Source organism: Maridesulfovibrio bastinii DSM 16055, from assembly GCF_000429985.1.
In the GTDB taxonomy this organism is placed as follows: domain Bacteria; phylum Desulfobacterota; class Desulfovibrionia; order Desulfovibrionales; family Desulfovibrionaceae; genus Maridesulfovibrio; species Maridesulfovibrio bastinii.
Window position 1 is genome coordinate 59,729 of sequence record NZ_AUCX01000019.1, and the last position, 17,673, is coordinate 77,401.

Here is a 17,673-nt window from a genome sequence, read left to right on the forward strand (position 1 = left end):
GCCCTTTAACTATATTCTGCGTCTGTAAGCGGACATATTTAAGCCGACTCATGTCCGCCGGCAGGAAAAAATGAAAAAGAAACGAACAGATCCCGGTGTTTTGCTTGACATGGAAAAGCGATGAGGTATATCAACTTCAACCTCGTGGGCAATTAGCTCAGTTGGATAGAGCGCTAGCCTCCGGAGCTAGAGGCCACAAGTTCGAATCTTGTATTGCCCACCACTATATAAAATCATACAGTCTAATAGGACGTCTTAAGCCCCTGAATTTCAGGGGCTTTTCTTTTGTCATTTGTGTCATACACTCTCATAAGGTGTATAGACATACCCATTTTTTGTAAGTATGTTTGTGAGTATGTCGAGTATATTCCCAAAAGACATACTCACAAAATTGGAGATGCAAATGACACTTACTGCCACACAAGTAAAAAACGCCAAACCCAAAGCCAAACTGTACCGCATTGCTGATCAAGGTGGATTATGCCTTGAAGTAAAGCCTACTGGTAAAAAGTTCTGGCGTTATCGCTATCGATTTGACGGTAAAGCTACCATGCTGACTCTTGGTACATATCCCGAAGTAAGTCTAGCTGATGCCCGCATAGAGCATATGGAGGCGTCGAGGACTCTTAAGAATGGAATTAACCCGAAGCAGGCAAAAAACGTTAAACTGGCTGAAGCACAAGCACAAAATGATACTTTTGAACTGGTGGCGCGGGCATGGCTGAAAAAAAACAGCGAATCGTGGACCACAAAAACGTACCGCACCAATGAAGGCCGTCTCTCAAATCATGTTTTTCCCTACATCGGACACCTGCCCATTTCAGCAATTTCCCCTAAAGACATACTTGGATTACTTCAAAGAATTGAAGCTAAGGGCACTCTTGAAACCGCACACAGAGTTGCTTCTTTATGTTCGCAAATTTTCAAATATGCAGTCTTTATCAATAAGGTAGAAATCGACCCGGTACAGATTGTTAAAGGGGCTTTGCCTCCAATAACAAAAAGCAGAAAACACCGGGCGGCTCTCACTGATCCAATGGAAGTAGGAAAACTCTTACGGTATATCGAAGAATACTCTGGGCATTATATTGTAAAACAGGCTTTACGTGTCGGGTTGTACACTTTTACACGTTCAAAAGAAATTCGCGGAATGAAATGGGATGAAATTGATTTTGACCGCAAAGAGTGGCGAATTCCAGCAGAACGCATGAAAATGCGCAAACCTCACATCGTACCACTTTCAAATCAAGTTCTAACAATTCTTAAGGAAGTGAAACAGCTTAATAATCCATCAAAATTTGTATTTCCTAGCGTTGTGAATAATTCAAGCATTCTTTCTGAAAACACCCTCAACACAGCTATACGCCGCATGGGGTATACTAAAGAACAGCTTTGTTATCACGGCTTCCGTGGAACATGCACTACCCTGCTTTATGAAACTGGTTGGCCTAAAGATATGGTCGAACGCCAGCTTGCGCACGTACAGACAAACCAAGTTCGAGCTGCTTATGATCATGCCCAATATATGGAAGAACGAACCAGAATGATGCAAATTTTCTCAGATTATCTCGATAGCCTCCGTGATGGTGGAAGTGTGATTCCGTTTAAGAAAAGAGCTTAATACGTATATTGACCATTGTTACCTGAGAGGTTACATTATGATTAAAGGATTCGCCCATAAGGGGCTAGAAGATTTCTTCAATACCGGAACAACAAGAGGAATTCAGTCCAAGCATGCATCAAAATTAGGCCGAATCCTTGATAGACTTGATTCCGCTTTAGATATTCAAGATATGAATGCACCGGGCTTTGGACTTCATCCTTTAAAGGGAAATCTTATAAACCACTATTCTATTAAAATTTCAGGCAACTGGAGGCTGACTTTCAAATTTGAAAATGGCAACGCCTATGTTGTGAACTATCAAGACTACCATTAAGCAAGGAGGCTCTATGCACACTACTACACGCAGGCCGACACACCCCGGAGAAATTATTAAATATGACTATATGGAACCCTTAGGGCTGACAGTAACAGCCTTAGCTGCGCATCTTGGGGTAAGCCGTAAGCATTTATCACAAGTCCTTCATGAAAAAACCAGCGTAAGCCCTGTAATGGCTTTACGACTGTCACGGGCATTCAATACCACACCTGATTTATGGCTCAATCTTCAGCGTAAGCGTGATCTTTGGGAGGCAGAAAACAATACACCAAGCTTTCTTGATGTGACCCCGTTGCCGGGTATCTCAGAGTTGAGCGAGTAAACCAGTTTATCACATGACGCAATACTTTCCAGTAAGATAGAGATGCCCCGCCTATGCTGTTGCACTGAAAGTAGGATATAGGGTGTTGTTGTAAACATACTTACAGGGTCTAGGGTCGCTCCCGTAAAGTCAGTTTCCTTGATAGCTGACCCTGCATTTTTTAAGGATGAGCTTAAAGGAGAGCTTTGGTATGAATACTTTTTCAGTTCCTAGTAACTATATTTCTGCCTCTGAGCTTTTTGTTCGATGGTGCGGATGTGATGGCCCACCACTATATAAAATCATACAGTCCAATAGGACGTCTTACGCCCCGTTTTTACGGGGCTTTTCTTGTTTTAAGGCTAAGACTTACGATATAATAGAGCAAAATCCGGGACCACTTGTGTGTACTCTGGTGTGTGCCGGGGATTTTTGGTGGATGTCGGTGTGCCATATTGGGTGGAGACAGTTAGCAGTCACAATTGGTTCTGATGGATATGTGACTAGTGTAAGGAAGAAAAGGGGCTAGGCCGTTTTGTTTTTATCCTGTAGTTGTAAACATTTAATTAAAATATCTTTTTGATTTTTATCAAGATTGATCTCAATCACTGTGCTAATTTTTTTAATTCCACTTGGAGTTGTCCATAAATTTAAAAGGAATAGATTATCATCAACAAATCTCCCACAATTTAAGATTGTTAAATGATACTTAAAATTAAAATTATTCTAATTGGTTTGATTTATTTCTAGTGGAAGGCTGATCTCAGGTTGATTGAAGATGACGGCGAGCTGAAATATTGTTTAAAATAAAAAAGCTTTCAATTATTCTTCATATACTATAATTATATATATTATGATAATTAAGACATATAAGAATAGTCACGCTGAAAGACGTCATAAAATAATTTTTAACAATTACAGTATGTTGTTTATCATCCATGACAGATCAGCAATATCTTGCAGCAGATGCTTCAGTTACAAGACTTTTTCCAATTCACATGGAATCTTAAAATATGATTGAGGCAGGAAAAAACTTCTTATTTCCCTCTCCTAATTTCAGGAATAAATTTGGCTATGTTCACACTAGCTAAGTACAAAGTTGACATTGAATAATTTTGTATAGCAGCATTTCCGAAAACAATAGGCGTTGCATGTACAGATATATTTAGTCCTAACATTTCTATGACTCAGACAAATTTTCTAACAAATATTTTGATATGCAAAAGATAACAACGGCTACGTATGTTCCATACAAAGCTACTAATCTAGATATATAGAGTTTTACAATTATGTAAAATAATAAATATAATATGCACTGATTTAAAATAAGTTAAAACTTTTATTAACTAAAAAAAATTTAGGATAATAATATGAGGCGAATATTAACTACTCTTGCTATACTAAGCTTTCTATTTGGATGTGCGCCAGTCCACGTTGCACAATTCACGGAAAAAGATTTCTCAACAGACATACAAAAAATACTTCCACAGCATGATTTCTCTTTTAGTTCGTTAAAAGGTCGTAAAATTCATGTCAATGTTAGCTTTTCCCAATCTGGTGACTTCAGATGGCAAAAGTACAATTTCATTACAACAAAAATTAACGAGAAAAAGTTTTAAGAAACCGGCATATTGAAAAAAAATTAATTACACTGCTAAAAAAAATGGCGCGGAGGTCACAAGAAAAGCATCTTCTGCTGACTACAGAGTTAATATAACAATAAATAAAGTTGCTTCCGTAATTGAAGAAACTAAGACCGACAACGACTTTATGCCACTAATCCCTTTAATCCCCACGAAGACCACATAAGATCTGATGTTCAATTTGGCGTAGTTATTGAGGCTAAAATTTGTATTAATGAAAACAAAGAGCAAATATTTAGGTGTATTATCGTACTTGACCGTAAATTTGATTTTACTCAGGAATCTAACTATTTCGTCCTAGCAGCTCATTTTGACAGACAAATAACAAATGAATTTAATGCACACTATCTTGAGGGTAGGCCAATAGCTAGTGGTGCAATAGTCCAAGATCAAACAGTAACCGCAGCGTTAGTTGTTATTCCTACAAATGATTGGGCGGGTGAAATATCTATATATAACCCTAGGACAGCAGCCGTATATAAAAAATTATCTTTCGACAGTGAATCTGATTGGAGCACATGGGATGGTAAAATTAAGGATGAAATGAAATCCTCAGCTATGTTTTATTATACAGACCCCAAAGGATATGCTGTAGTTGTTGCTTATGATTTACTAGAAAATATATTTGAAGAAATTAATAAAGCCACAATAGGATCATAAAATGTTTAAAAAGACTTTCTTAATTTTGATAATAATGATTACGCTTAGTTGCTGCGGCAGAAAGACGGCTTATTACTCTGCGAAAGATAAAGTCACGACTTTATCGCAATATTATAACGATCAATACAAACAAAAAGGAATGAAGGAGAATACCCCCAACAACACGCTTTTGAAACTTACTCAAACTGAAAATCTCACTTACAAAAATAAAAGTAATATACAACGTCCTAATGCTATTGCTGTAATCATTGGCAACGCCAACTATAAAAAGTTCCAAAACGGCATTCCTAACGTTGATTTTGCACACAATGATGCAGAAGCAGCCCAAAAAACATTCATAGATGTATTAGGGGTAAACCCTGAAAATATTATATATGTTGAGGATGCAACCCAAGCCAGTTTAATTTCTATCTTTGGTTCAAGCAAAAATTTTAAAGGCAAACTTTATAATTGGGTAAAACCTGGAAAATCTGAAATTTTTATTTACTATTCAGGACATGGTGCACCAAGCCTTAATAACAAGGGGGCATATCTAGTGCCTGTCGATGCTAATATTAGCTATATCTCTGACACGGGGTATTCAATTGATTTATTATACAAGAATATAAGCAAGATTCCTTCTACTCAAAATATCGTTATTCTTGATGCTTGCTTTAGTGGAGAATCTGGTGGTGGAACTCTTTTTCAAAATGCTTCTCCAGCTTTGTATAAAACAAGTTCACATATAAAAAATATTAAACGCACTTACTTAATGAGTAGTACATCAGTAGGAGAACTAAGCAACTGGTATCCAGAGAAAAAACATAGTTTGTTTACCTACTATTTACTTGATGGACTAAATGGAAAAGCTGATATGAACCTTGACTCTCGAATTACATTTGGGGAAATTCAAAATTATGTAACTAATGAGGTCAACTATAAAGCACGCAGATTAACAGGAAGAGAGCAACATCCAATTTTTATTGCAAAAGACAAGAACAACGCGCTAGTATATTTTAAATAGTTGTGATCATTAAAATGTCACAAAATATTCTGTCCTAACGAATGAGCCCCATCAAGGGACTTACCATTAGATTCTCTGACCTCAAAAACAAAATAAAGATTGTACACATAATCCCCCAACTTTTGTCTCACCACATCACACAACAATCACACCGCAAAAAAACGAAAACTGGTTAACTCTAAAAACGAATTAACCAGTTAATATGACGCTCCTTCCACACTAGATACTACCCACAGTAGGAATAATTCCCCCCTGCCCCCCACAATTTCAGAGTGTTAAAGAATCCTGAAAAGTAAGATCATCCCGATTGGTGTGATTTATTCACTGAGGTCGGCTGGTCTCAAGTTGATCTGTTATCTTATGGAATCTTTAAAAAAACGCCTTTCAATTATTGCTAAAATGTTATATTATAACCTACATGAAAATAACCTTATTAAAATTATTCAAAAAAACTTTTCTGGGAGTTTTAATATTTAGTTCCTGTCTCATAATTGTTCAACATTCTTTTGCAGACGAAAATCAATCATTTAAAGAGATTACTGATAAACAAAAAGCTTTCTATGCCGGACATTTTCAAGTGGTTGGTTATGGGCATGGAGACTCTAAATATATGGCCCTGCTCGCTGCACGATCAGTTGCTCAGGCAAAACTGATTGGAATTATCAACGGCCTACAGATTGAGAGAAGCACTTCGATCAAAAATGGAAAAGTTGATATGGATTCCATTGTAGCGAAAAGCCAAGGAACCATAAAATTTGCTTCAGTCTGTGGTGAAAAATATGATCAAAAGTCTGGTGAAGCTGAAGTATGCCTGAAACTGGGGCTTCGTTCCGGTGGAGTCAGTGATTTAGTGAAAGGACTGATTGATGATGTTAAGTAATTATTCTTTTATAAAAAAAGCACCATCACTTCTTATTCTTATCGGGTTATTAATTTTCGGTTTTTCAAATTTATGCTTTGCGGAACAAAAAATAGTTAAGACAACAGGATCATGCGCAATTGTTGGTATGACTCCAGATCAGGCCAGCTACCTTGCAAAACAAAGAGCGCGATCCGCTGCAATAGAAAAAGCTGCCGGTGTTTCGGTTTCATCTTCTACCCTGGTTACAAATGGAAAAGTGGCAGCAAATTTTATTAAATCTTTTTCTTATGGATTCATTATCGCAGAAAAAGTCAAATGGCTGCCTATCAGTCAACATCAAGTGGCTGATAATCCCCCCATTCCTGTCTATGGAGTGGAACTAACATCCACAGTAATTACTAATCCTAAAAAAACTCACCTCGGGCTAAAGGCCAAACTTAATAAATCCGTATTCAAGTATGGTGAAAAATCTTTTATTACCGTCAGTTCAAGAAAAAGAGCAGAAGTAGCTATCTTTAACATCACTGCCGACAATAAAGTTATTATGCTCTTTCCCCAAGACTACGACTCAAAAAATGTAATTTCACAGTCAGCAACATTACTGTTCCCCCGTCCAGAATCCGGTATGGAATTAACAATGGTTACCATGGATGGACATAAACACGATGCTGAAGGTTTTATGATAGCTGCCATGCACACCAATGAACAAATATCCTGGTTAGACTGCTTTATCCCTAATGAACAATATGACTTTTGTTCATTCTTCAAAAAATATTCAAAAGTAGCACACTTATCAGAAGATAAAGTACTTCCATACGAAGTTTACTTTTAATCATTATAATTGATCGGGGGACGCTGATTTTTTTAGCGACAGTGCATTAACTGCTAAAACAGGTGGAGTTATGAAACGGTTACTCATTATTTTATTGTCACTTTCTTTTTTTTCAGGGTGCGCCCTCGTAGATCGTGATGTTGAACTGACCTATCATCCCGGAAAGATAATACAATCCGGACATGAAGGTAAAATTTATATCGAAAAGCCACAAGATGTAAGTAATATACCTAAAAATAAGAAAGGCCTTAAAATAATTGGTAATGTTAAAAACTCCGCAGGAATGGAAACTGCTGATATCGTAACTGCTTCTGATATTGGAGATTGGATAGCCTATGCCTATGCAGAAGAGCTTGCTGCGGCCGGATATGAAGTAGAAACAATCCTGAGTATGCCGGAATCAGTTCCTAAAGGAATATCATTCTCTTTTAAAAATTTAGTTATAGACACTGATATGGGTTTTATGACTTTAGGTGGAGTAGCTGAGGTCTCTTTTGATGTAATTATATGGGGTGATGATGAAAAAATAGCCACTGTTAGAGTTGAAGGTAAAGGACAAGAACGATCTGCTGTTATTTCCAACGAGCTATATGGCGTGGCTGCACGAAATGCCTTAACCGATGCTGTAAGCAATTCTCTACCGCGAATCATAAAAATATTGGAAGAAGACTAAGTTACGTCAATTCTTTTTAAAAATAGTAAAACATAAACCAATAATACTATTTGTATAAAAAACACTGCAAGGCAATAATATGATTCATAAATTAGCTATAGCAATGGGCATGTTAATACTTCTGACAGGTTGCGGAAAATACGAATATAGAGATCCTGTTGGTTCAGTAAAAATTAATTATAGTCAGGTAGCCTCGTCAACACACAAAAAAAAGACAAAAGTTAAACAAAAATCAGCGTCAGAGCTGGTCAAAAATATACCTGACGCCAATACAAAAAGTCCTGAGACTATTGCAGTTATTATAGGCAATAAGAATTACAGTCGGTACAATTCAGGTATTCCGGATGTCAACTTTGCCGCATCCGATGCCGCAGCAGTTAAACAAAACTTTATACAACTGCTTGGTATCTTACCGGAAAATATCATTTATTTGGAAGATGCAACTCAGGCTAATATGATTTCTATATTTGGCTCTGAAAAAAACTACAAAGGAAAACTTTATAATTGGGTAAAGCCTAATGTATCAAAAGTCATTGTGTACTACTCTGGCCATGGAGCACCGAGCTTAAATAAAAAAGGCGCTTATCTTGTCCCTGTGGATGCTTCCGTAAGTTATATATCTGAAACAGGATATTCTGTAGATACGCTTTATAAAAATCTAGGTAAAATACCCTCAGTACAAAACTTTGTGATACTTGATGCCTGCTTCAGTGGAGATTCTGGTGGTGGAGCTTTATTTAAAAACGTTTCCCCGGCTTTATATAAAACAAGCAGCCACATTAAAAATTTAAAAAAATCTTACCTCATCAGTAGTACTTCAGTAGGAGAACTTAGTAATTGGTATCCTAAAATGAAGCATAGCTTATTCACCTATTACTTTATAAAAGGTCTACAAGGAGAAGCTGATACTAATAAAGATAAAGACATAACCATGTTGGAATTACAAAATTATGTTCAATCTCAGGTCAGCTACAGAGCTAGACGACTGAACGGCATGGAACAACACCCAGTTTTTGTTGCAGACAATAAAAGTAATGTAATAGTTTATTTAAAATAGAACATTTCAAAAGCTAAAATAAGATTTATATTATAGCTGATATCTGTCAAAAAATAGCTATATATTATCACCATCAACAATATCAAACGCTTCCAAAATTAATTGGACTTAATAAACATTAAAGGGTTAACTCTACAAATGAGTTAACCCTTTAATTTTGTGATTAATAGTAAGTTACACATGGTTAAAGCTAAAACAAATAAACAAGTATGTATCAAAATGATTCAGTGCTCCACTGACAACTACTCTACCCGCCATCATATAAGTTATAATCCCGCCTTCAATTACCTGTTTTCTGGTGTACGAAAAAAACTACATTGAACAGTGGACCGTCAAGTCCGTAAATTGGCAAAAATACTTTAATTTCAACTTGTTAAATGATTATGAAAATTGAATATTATCCTGATTGGTTTGATTTGGTGACTGGGGGCCGGTGCTATATGAATAAAATAAATCCCCCCTATGGCAGAAGATTTTATGTTTTTCATTGCAAGAAAGTATTTGATTAGATAACGATATCTTGTTTTATACTTAACTACTAGATCACATTAAATTTATTAGCTTTTGTCGCAACAATCAGATAAGGCCAAGTAAATTTAACATTTATTTTCTTAAAATTTGTTAACAAGTCAAACAATAAATACCATATGCATCTCGCCATAAAAAAATGGAGTCTTAATTATGAAATTCAGCACTTACCTTAAAAAATTATACAAAATAACCGTGCCGTATTTACCCGGATATAATAAATTTTGTTTATTTATTCGTAAATTTTATTCTACAGAGCGTGATTGGATAAGCCGGTTACCTGTAAAGCCAGGTATTATTGTTCCAGTATTGTTGCCAATAGGTAACTTTAATATGTGCCGCCCTGAACGTTGCAGCATTGCTAAAAAATTTTTTTGGACCAGTGGAAGACGAGAACCAGCTGAAGATAGAATTGCTTTGGATCTGTTCGTGAAATTCGCAATGGAATCTGAAATTATTCTTGATATAGGTTCAAACTCTGGACTATTCGCACTGGCTGCGGCAAAGGCTAAACCTACCGCAGAAATACTAGCCTTTGATATCTTGTTAGAAGCAAATAAAATATTCATTAACAACATCAAACTGAACAATTTTGAAGGCATAATTGACGCTAGACTTACAGGAATTGGGGTAGAAGGAGTATTCAAATCTCCAAGCAACGAAATTTCTAGTGAAATGCCGACTGCACTTTCTGTTGAAGATTCTGTAACCAGCAGTGAATACGTTAATGTTCCCATTATTACTCTTGATCAGCTCTGCATTCCTAAATATATTGGTAAGAAGACTTGTATTAAAATCGATGTAGAAAGCACAGAAGTAGATATCTTTAATAATGGATTAGAAACACTTAAAAAAATTAAACCTGTTATAATCTGTGAAGTTTTAATGAGGGCTAAAAATTTCGAAATATATGATAAAATTCTTACAGACTTTTCATATAGAAAATTTCTTATTACTGCCGAAGGACTGAAAGAACATGATTCTATTATTCCAGATAAAAAATATAAAGACTGGTTTTTTATTGCAGACGATAATTTCAACCCCAAAATGATTAAATTAGACCAAATTATTTAGATTAAATGTTAATTAAAGATAAATAACTCAAAAAACTCCACCAATTATATACACGAAAACACCAATTCATACCAACGCCCTCAAAAAGTTTCATGTAGGCGTGGAGTATGCGGGGGTGTATTGTGGGTGAATATTGCAACCCTCTATTAATAAACAGAAAAAGGGTTAACTCTACAAATGAGTTAACCCTTTTTAAACATCAATAACCGTTAAAACTACTTAGCAGCCTTAACTTCACTCCGTTTGGCATGCAGAATAGGCTCGGTATATCCGCTAGGCTGTTGGCAGCCTTTAAATATAAGGTCGCAGGCAGCTTGAAAAGCAATGCTTTTTTCATAGTCAGGGGCCATATTATGGTAATTCGGATCACCATCATTCTGGCGGTCAACCACGGCAGCCATCCGCTGCAAAGACTGCATAACCTGAGCTTCGGAACAAAGCCCATGATGCAGCCAGTTAGCCAGATACTGACTGGAAATACGCAGTGTTGCCCTGTCTTCCATGAGTCCCACATCATTGATATCAGGAACCTTTGAGCAACCGATACCCTGCTCTACCCAGCGGACCACATAGCCCAGAATTCCCTGACAATTGTTTTCTATCTCACGCTGAATGACTTCTGGAATTAATGTTTCTTCCAAAAGAGGGATAGTCAGCAGATCATCAAGAGTTGCTCTAGCTGCCCCTGAAAGCTTGGCCTGCTGCTTAAAAACATCCACGGTATGATAATGCATGGCATGCAACACCGCAGCAGTTGGCGATGGAACCCATGCGCAATTAGCTCCGGCAAGTGGATGACCTTGCTTGGTTTCGACCATTTCACGCATGCGATCCGGCATAGCCCACATACCTTTACCTATTTGCGCTTTACCCGAAAAACCGCAGGCAAGGCCAACATCAACATTCCAGTCTTCATAATTTTTCATCCAGCGGGCATTTTTCATGTCCGCCTTACAAACCATGGGTCCGGCTTCCATACTGGTATGGATTTCATCTCCTGTGCGGTCAAGGAATCCGGTATTGATAAAAATAATCCGATCTTTTGCCGCACGGATGCATTCTTTAAGGTTAACTGTAGTACGCCGCTCTTCATCCATAACCCCGATCTTCATAGTTCCGGCAGTCATGCCCAGAGCTTTTTCAACTCTTGCAAAAAGCTCACAGGTAAAGGCAACTTCTTCCGGTCCATGCTGCTTGGGCTTAACTATATAAACACTTCCGGTTTTACTGTTTTGAAAGCGGCCCAGCTTTTTTATGTCGTGCAGAGCAATAAGTCCGGTCATCATAGCATCCAGTATGCCTTCAGGAATTTCTGTTCCGTCGGCAAGCAGCACTGCATCGGTTGTCATGAGCAGCCCTACATTACGAATCAGCAGCATAGACCTACCGGACAATGAAAAAGTCGCACCGTCAGGTCCGGTGTATTCACGATCGGCAACCATACGGCGCACAACCTCTTTACCGCCTTTAGTAAAAGTCGTTTCGAGATCACCGCGGAGAAGTCCCAACCAGTTGTTGTACGCCAGAGCTTTATCTTCGCCATCCACAGCTGCAACGGAATCCTCGCAATCCTGAATAGTGGTGACTGCGGCTTCCATAACAACATCCTTTACTCCGGCAGGATGATCACGCCCGATAATATTTTCTGGATCAATATGGATTTCAATATGAAGACCATGATTACGGAAAAGAAGTATAGAACCATCGTGCGCATAACCTACAAACTGAGTAGAATCAGTAAGCAAGGATTCCGAGCCATCTTTCAGAACCGCACTGAACTCAACATTTTCTTTCGATGAAATTTTGTATTCCACAACATCAGCATGTTTTCCAGCAGCAAGAGGGATTGCGCTATCCAAAAATACAGAAGCGTATTCCATGACCTTACGACCGCGAACGGAGTTGTAACTCTCACCTTTTTCTGCGCCGCCATCTTCGGGAATTACGTCTGTTCCATAAAGAGCATCATAAAGACTGCCCCAGCGGGAATTGACAGCGTTCAACGCATAGCGGGCATTGGTAATAGGCACTACAAGCTGTGGCCCGGCGATGGTTGCCAGTTCAGGGTCCACCCCTTCTGTTCCGATGCTAAAAGGCTCACCTTCTGGAAGAATGTATCCTATATCATAAAGAAATTTTTTATACTCGGCAGCATCGTGAGCTTGCCCCTTACGGGATAAATGCCACTCATCAATACGCGCTTGCAGCTCTTCACGCTTTTCCAGCAGCTCCCTGTTTCGAGGCATCAGATCAGTCAAAATAGATTGCAGCTCTTCCCAAAAAACAGTGCATGAAGAAATTCCTGTTCCCGGTATAATCTTATTTTTGACCAGCTCATACAAAGGTTCGGCGACCTTGAGTCCGCCAACTGTAACGTGTTCCACAATCCTTCCCTCACTGTTTTCTAATTATTCGCGCATCAAAACATTTCCCATTGGTCAGACCAATAAAACATCCGAGTATTTCTCTGTCAATGCGAATAGATGGGGCTAAATATAAGTACATAATTTATCATGCGAGTTTAGAAAGTCTGGTTTGATAGAATTTATTTTAATACATTCAGAAGCTCAAACCATTAACGCTATAGAATTAAAAATATTCCACGCTGTTGGCAATCTCAGCCTTTATAGCCGGTTGATTGGCAGTGGATAGGCATAGATGTAGCATCAGTAAATAGAAGGATATCCTGATTGGTTTGAGTTGGTCACTGGGGGGTGGTGATTAGGTGGGGAGAGGTCTGGTGGGGCTGTTTGATTGTTTTTCGTGATTCTTCGGTTGACCGAAGATGACGGTGATCACAACTTATTTAGTCAGAAACATCATGGCAAATATAGACAAAATCACAGTACACTGATAGGCAAATTAAAAAACATACTTTTAAGTAAGTACCGATAAACACGACATTAAGAAGTACTTACTTATATTTTATCTGTTCTATTGAACTTAACTCAGCTCAATCTCCCGAGGATGCCACTATGAAAAAATTACTTCTACTACTGCTCACAATCTCTTTTATCTTATTCGCGTGTGGCGGAGGGGGAGGCGGAAGCTCGAGCTCCAGCTCAATTGTAATTTCAGGTGTTGTAGATGATGACCCTGTACAAGGAGCAGAAGTATACATCGACTTTGGTGACGGCACGACTTCTACCAAAGCTATTACAGGAGCCGATGGTTCATATGAACTGACCTTATCAGATGAAGACATGTCGAAAGTGAGTCCCACGGTTCCAGCAGGTAGCTATGGCCCCACTGACAGTCTGTTTGTTGTGGCCAAGAAGAACGGAAAAATTTTGCGCAATGCACTGCCACGAGACCTTACAGGTAAAGATAATTTATACATAACCAACGATTCAGAATCTTATGCCCAGTATCTGGAAAGTATAGGTAAGTTGAATGCTGAAAAACTGGTAGAATTTAATGCTGAACTAGTAAAAGGTCGCATCAAAGACTCCAGTCCTAACGCTGATTTCATCAAGGATATCAGAGAAGATGTAAAAGACTACTTTATGCATGGGGCCAACAAACCTGACCCCGGAAACTTATTCACAAAATCCATCAATCATCTTGGTAATGCTAAAGTTGCTTCTAAATCCGATAATACTTCCTACATATCAACAAGAACACTCATGAGCGGTGGAGACATAATTCTTCCTCCCGGAGTTTCAGTAAGTTCAGATAATGTTCTCATTACTTCCAAAGGAGCTGGCAGATTTACCATCGGAACAGGTAACGAAGGTGGTCAATCAGTATATCTGAAAATTAATCAGGCTGGGACATACTCATTAGTCCCAGTTGAATTAAAAGCAAAACAGCTTACCCAAATTGCGAGTCAAAATGTAACACCACAACGAGGAGCAACCTTAGGCAGCGATGCTGAAGGCGTAAAAGCTACTATTCCTCCATTTTCCTTAAATGAGGATACCAATATCACCTTCAATAAAGTCCAAAGTGAAGGCGAAACAGTAGATGGAAAAATGATTCTTGATATGCAGCCTTCAGGTCTGCAATTTGAAATGCCGATAACGATCAAAATCAAATACTCTAATTTTGGAGTAACCGACCCCAACTCCGTACAATGGAAATATGGATCTGCAGACGGAGGATATGAAGCAGCAGATATTGTCAGCATAGATACTGAGAATAAATATATTTATGTACGCGTCCAACATTTTAGTAATTTGGTTATCTCTACATTGAAGGGGCAAGAGTATGTTGATTTAGGACCATATTCATTTGTACATATCTCAAGGCGTAATTTTGGATTTGAGATAGATACCACTAACGGAATGAAACGTGTTCAAACTCTCATATCGAATAGACTGTTCAAAGGGAGTTCGCTCGGCAACAGAAAAATTGGCAACTGTGGAGCACAATGTGTAATAACTGCAGACACATTGGCAGGTGTTACACATGGACGATTTCTAGATCAAGAGGGCAGAGAGTCCTATAATTTGATTAAAGATATTATTGATAACAAAAAATATTCATTTGAAGAAAAGTATACTAAATTAAATAAACTAATCAGGCTTACCCATAATAAAATCCAAAAAGGAGACTTAATATACTCTTATGGTAAAGGTAATTCGCCAGGGCACACTATGCTAGCAGTCAGCAATGATGCTTTTTTAGATTCTAATTTTCCGATCGATGAAGACCCACTATATAAAGAAAATGAATTGGGAGGATAATACTTAAAAGGAAAAGGAAAGAAAAATACTGCAAGTGGATTCAGAATTAGGCCTAATGAGTCTATCTCAAAAAACCTTAAATTTGCAATTTCATACGATAAAGACAAAAAATTATTACAAATGAAAGCAACCGAAGCAAATAGTTTCGTCGTCTTTAGTCATGAACATTTCTCGGAAACATATAAGGAACAAGCAACTAAACGCATTAGATTTTACTCAACTGTATCCAATAATGAGCCATTGGGCTTCTGCTGGCCAAAAAAAGAAGCACCCTGGTTATATTTTCTTGTAGCGAATGAAGGCGATGGTTTGAGAAGAAAAGATGATGATGGAGCCGCATACTACGGTTTCGATCCAGACCTACTGCCTGTCTCCCCATTAAAAATTAATACTAATGGCAGTATCGCAAGCGATGAGGACTCAAGATATGAAATATATGTAAGCGATTACTTTGGTGAAAACAAAAAATTCAGACTCACCAACTTCACGATAGAACAGAGTAATGAGTCGGAGGGCAACACGATCAAAGACCTCATTGTCCCTGAAAAGAATTCCATTTCACTTAATTTTGATGGCAACACCCTCAAAAGACTAGAACAAGACAAAACCAACATTGCGGAATTCAAAATGATCCCAGAAAATGGAGTTGAAACCTTTGCCAAGCGCTACGAGCTAAGAGTTAATACAGATGACAACTCCGTGACAGGTAACAAAAAAGTTCTTTTCAGCCCCACGGTCATTGATGATTATTACATTTCATGGGGAAAAGAAAACAATAAACCAGACATCCCCATCGGCTTCTGGAGTTCATACGGAAATAACATTACGCGTGACGACACTGCTTCTAATAATGAAGAAGCGCGATTGACTATACTTAATCCCAATGACAGACGCGCACCAAGCACACTTCAGCCCAATGGTATCTACAAAGATGATCGTGCGATCAATGGTTACTTTATGACATTAGGTAAAGAGAGAGAGGCAGAATGGCATTTTGCCTTAGCTGGGCAGCATACGATAATGGTCAACATTCCCACAGGACATATGAGCCAAATCATACACACTAGCTACACATTGCATTCAGGAAACAAAGAAATACAGCTTAAAGCTCGTGAACTTAAAGAAAGTCTAAAATCATCAGCATTTAAAAACTGGTATATGCTTTATGATCCGAAAAAAACAGGCGGATCAAGATATTTATTCAATCTAAGCGGAACAGAAAAACTCAGTGTAAAAAACACAAATCAACACTATGTTGTGGTTGATGGAATCAAGGTGCAATCAGCAAAAGCAATACTTGCCGATGCAAAAGCAGCAGGGGAAGTTTCAATCAAAGACATTGGAGATATTGCATTCAAAATACAAATAGATGTCTACAAAAAAAGCTGTACTTTAGGTCTATTTTGCAAATATGAAAAGGTAAAGACTTACTACGTTGACCGAGGCGGCATTGGATCAAGTTATAAATATGAGGTGGACAACCTAACAGAGGGAGAATACAAACTCATAATATCACTTAAAGACGGTGAAACTCTTGAGGTTGATCGTATAGTTGAAGGCGCAAGAGCAATGTCTTTCACTCCTAGGGCAATGGCTGCAGCAACATCTCAAAACAATAAAGAAATTTATACAACCTATAAACCACAGACACTTATTTTCAAAGTAACTGAAAACTCAAAAACAATAAACCTGCCCAAGGTCACACTGGAGCGTAACCTTTTTAAACCAGAAGTCAGCATCAAATTAACTGACGCGGTAACATCTAACCCTGTAGCTGGAGCAGATGTAACAGTAAAATTTGGATTGGATAGGAATGATGACTCTGTAGCTTACAGCGAAACAACTGATAGCAGTGGTCTATTTAAAATAGCTGAGATGCCTTACGGTCAATACAACTGCGTATTCAATAAGAATGGTTATATCTCAACAGCACTAAACCTAGAAGTAAGTGGTGACACAAATTCACAAACAGAGCTCTCCATATCACCTGTTCTTGAACCGGGAGAGGCTCGTATCAGGCTTTCATGGGGTGAAGTTCCAAATGACCTTGATAGCCATTTAATTAAAACAACAGGTGGAGCACAGGAGTACCATATTTACTATGGTTCGAAAACCGGTACAGGAGGCGACAACCTTGACCGAGACGACACTGACAGCTTCGGCCCAGAAACTGTAACTATCAAAGATGTCTCTTTTCGTTCAGATTACAAATACTATGTTTACAAATTCTCTAATGATAGTGCTGAAATTAAAGATTCTGGTGCTAGTGTAAAAATATCCACAGGAAATACGGAAAGAACATTTTACCCACCAAGCGAAGAAGGTCGTTACTGGAAGGTATTTGAAATCAACAATGGCGAAATAAACGCATGCACAGAAAATTGTATGTCCAATTCAGCTCCATAAATAATA

The 17,673-nt window shown here is 38.1% G+C and carries 12 protein-coding genes and 1 tRNA gene; 12 read left to right on the forward strand and 1 reads right to left on the reverse strand.

The window, feature by feature from the left end; all coding sequences use genetic code 11:
• Positions 1 to 146: 146 nt before the first annotated feature.
• The 10 genes from G496_RS0110655 (at position 147) to G496_RS0110715 (ending at position 10,573) form a co-directional block, all read left to right on the forward strand.
• A tRNA-Arg gene (locus tag G496_RS0110655) sits at positions 147 to 223 on the forward strand.
• 180 nt (positions 224 to 403) lie between these two features.
• Positions 404 to 1,621, forward strand: coding sequence for a tyrosine-type recombinase/integrase (locus tag G496_RS0110660; RefSeq protein WP_027179283.1), 1,218 nt, complete (start codon positions 404 to 406; stop codon positions 1,619 to 1,621).
• 37 nt (positions 1,622 to 1,658) lie between these two features.
• Positions 1,659 to 1,937, forward strand: coding sequence for a type II toxin-antitoxin system RelE/ParE family toxin (locus G496_RS0110665; RefSeq protein ID WP_027179284.1), 279 nt, complete (start codon positions 1,659 to 1,661; stop codon positions 1,935 to 1,937).
• Between the two features lie 13 nt (positions 1,938 to 1,950).
• Complete coding sequence (locus G496_RS0110670; protein WP_027179285.1) at positions 1,951 to 2,262, forward strand: HigA family addiction module antitoxin; 312 nt, start codon at positions 1,951 to 1,953, stop codon at positions 2,260 to 2,262.
• Between the two features lie 2,283 nt (positions 2,263 to 4,545).
• On the forward strand, positions 4,546 to 5,547 hold the full coding sequence (locus tag G496_RS0110690; RefSeq protein WP_027179288.1) for a caspase family protein: 1,002 nt from the start codon (positions 4,546 to 4,548) through the stop codon (positions 5,545 to 5,547).
• 577 nt (positions 5,548 to 6,124) lie between these two features.
• Complete coding sequence (locus G496_RS21125; RefSeq protein WP_156900633.1) at positions 6,125 to 6,427, forward strand: hypothetical protein; 303 nt, start codon at positions 6,125 to 6,127, stop codon at positions 6,425 to 6,427.
• Positions 6,414 to 7,241, forward strand: a complete 828-nt coding sequence (locus G496_RS0110700) for a DUF4384 domain-containing protein (RefSeq protein ID WP_027179290.1) — start codon at positions 6,414 to 6,416, stop codon at positions 7,239 to 7,241. The genes G496_RS21125 and G496_RS0110700 overlap by 14 nt, the downstream gene beginning before the upstream one ends.
• A 70-nt stretch (positions 7,242 to 7,311) precedes the next feature.
• Positions 7,312 to 7,914: a hypothetical protein gene (locus tag G496_RS0110705; RefSeq protein ID WP_027179291.1), complete on the forward strand. Its 603-nt coding sequence runs from the start codon at positions 7,312 to 7,314 to the stop codon at positions 7,912 to 7,914.
• Between the two features lie 79 nt (positions 7,915 to 7,993).
• A complete protein-coding gene (locus G496_RS0110710; protein ID WP_027179292.1) occupies positions 7,994 to 8,971 on the forward strand; it encodes a caspase family protein in 978 nt (325 codons plus the stop codon).
• A gap of 681 nt (positions 8,972 to 9,652) precedes the next feature.
• Positions 9,653 to 10,573, forward strand: coding sequence for an FkbM family methyltransferase (locus G496_RS0110715; protein ID WP_027179293.1), 921 nt, complete (start codon positions 9,653 to 9,655; stop codon positions 10,571 to 10,573).
• A 215-nt stretch (positions 10,574 to 10,788) separates the two neighbouring features.
• Here the strand turns inward: G496_RS0110715 and G496_RS0110720 are convergent, their stop codons facing one another.
• Positions 10,789 to 12,960, reverse strand: a complete 2,172-nt coding sequence (locus tag G496_RS0110720) for a malate synthase G (protein WP_027179294.1) — start codon at positions 12,958 to 12,960, stop codon at positions 10,789 to 10,791.
• A gap of 588 nt (positions 12,961 to 13,548) precedes the next feature.
• Here G496_RS0110720 and G496_RS0110725 point away from each other — a divergent pair.
• Complete coding sequence (locus G496_RS0110725; RefSeq protein WP_027179295.1) at positions 13,549 to 15,261, forward strand: hypothetical protein; 1,713 nt, start codon at positions 13,549 to 13,551, stop codon at positions 15,259 to 15,261.
• 120 nt (positions 15,262 to 15,381) lie between these two features.
• Positions 15,382 to 17,667: a carboxypeptidase-like regulatory domain-containing protein gene (locus G496_RS20575; protein ID WP_084407543.1), complete on the forward strand. Its 2,286-nt coding sequence runs from the start codon at positions 15,382 to 15,384 to the stop codon at positions 17,665 to 17,667.
• Positions 17,668 to 17,673 lie beyond the last annotated feature (6 nt).

Excerpts from the sequence above, each read along its gene's own strand:
- G496_RS20575 (WP_084407543.1), top strand. The coding sequence starts at position 15,382 with ATGAAAGCAACCGAAGCAAATAGTTTCGTCGTCTTTAGTCATGAACAT.
- G496_RS0110665 (WP_027179284.1), top strand. The coding sequence starts at position 1,659 with ATGATTAAAGGATTCGCCCATAAGGGGCTAGAAGATTTCTTCAATACC.
- G496_RS0110725 (WP_027179295.1), top strand. The coding sequence starts at position 13,549 with ATGAAAAAATTACTTCTACTACTGCTCACAATCTCTTTTATCTTATTC.
- G496_RS0110700 (WP_027179290.1), top strand. The coding sequence starts at position 6,414 with ATGATGTTAAGTAATTATTCTTTTATAAAAAAAGCACCATCACTTCTT.
- G496_RS0110660 (WP_027179283.1), top strand. The coding sequence starts at position 404 with ATGACACTTACTGCCACACAAGTAAAAAACGCCAAACCCAAAGCCAAA.
- G496_RS0110715 (WP_027179293.1), top strand. The coding sequence starts at position 9,653 with ATGAAATTCAGCACTTACCTTAAAAAATTATACAAAATAACCGTGCCG.
- G496_RS0110710 (WP_027179292.1), top strand. The coding sequence starts at position 7,994 with ATGATTCATAAATTAGCTATAGCAATGGGCATGTTAATACTTCTGACA.
- G496_RS0110705 (WP_027179291.1), top strand. The coding sequence starts at position 7,312 with ATGAAACGGTTACTCATTATTTTATTGTCACTTTCTTTTTTTTCAGGG.
- G496_RS0110670 (WP_027179285.1), top strand. The coding sequence starts at position 1,951 with ATGCACACTACTACACGCAGGCCGACACACCCCGGAGAAATTATTAAA.
- G496_RS0110690 (WP_027179288.1), top strand. The coding sequence starts at position 4,546 with ATGTTTAAAAAGACTTTCTTAATTTTGATAATAATGATTACGCTTAGT.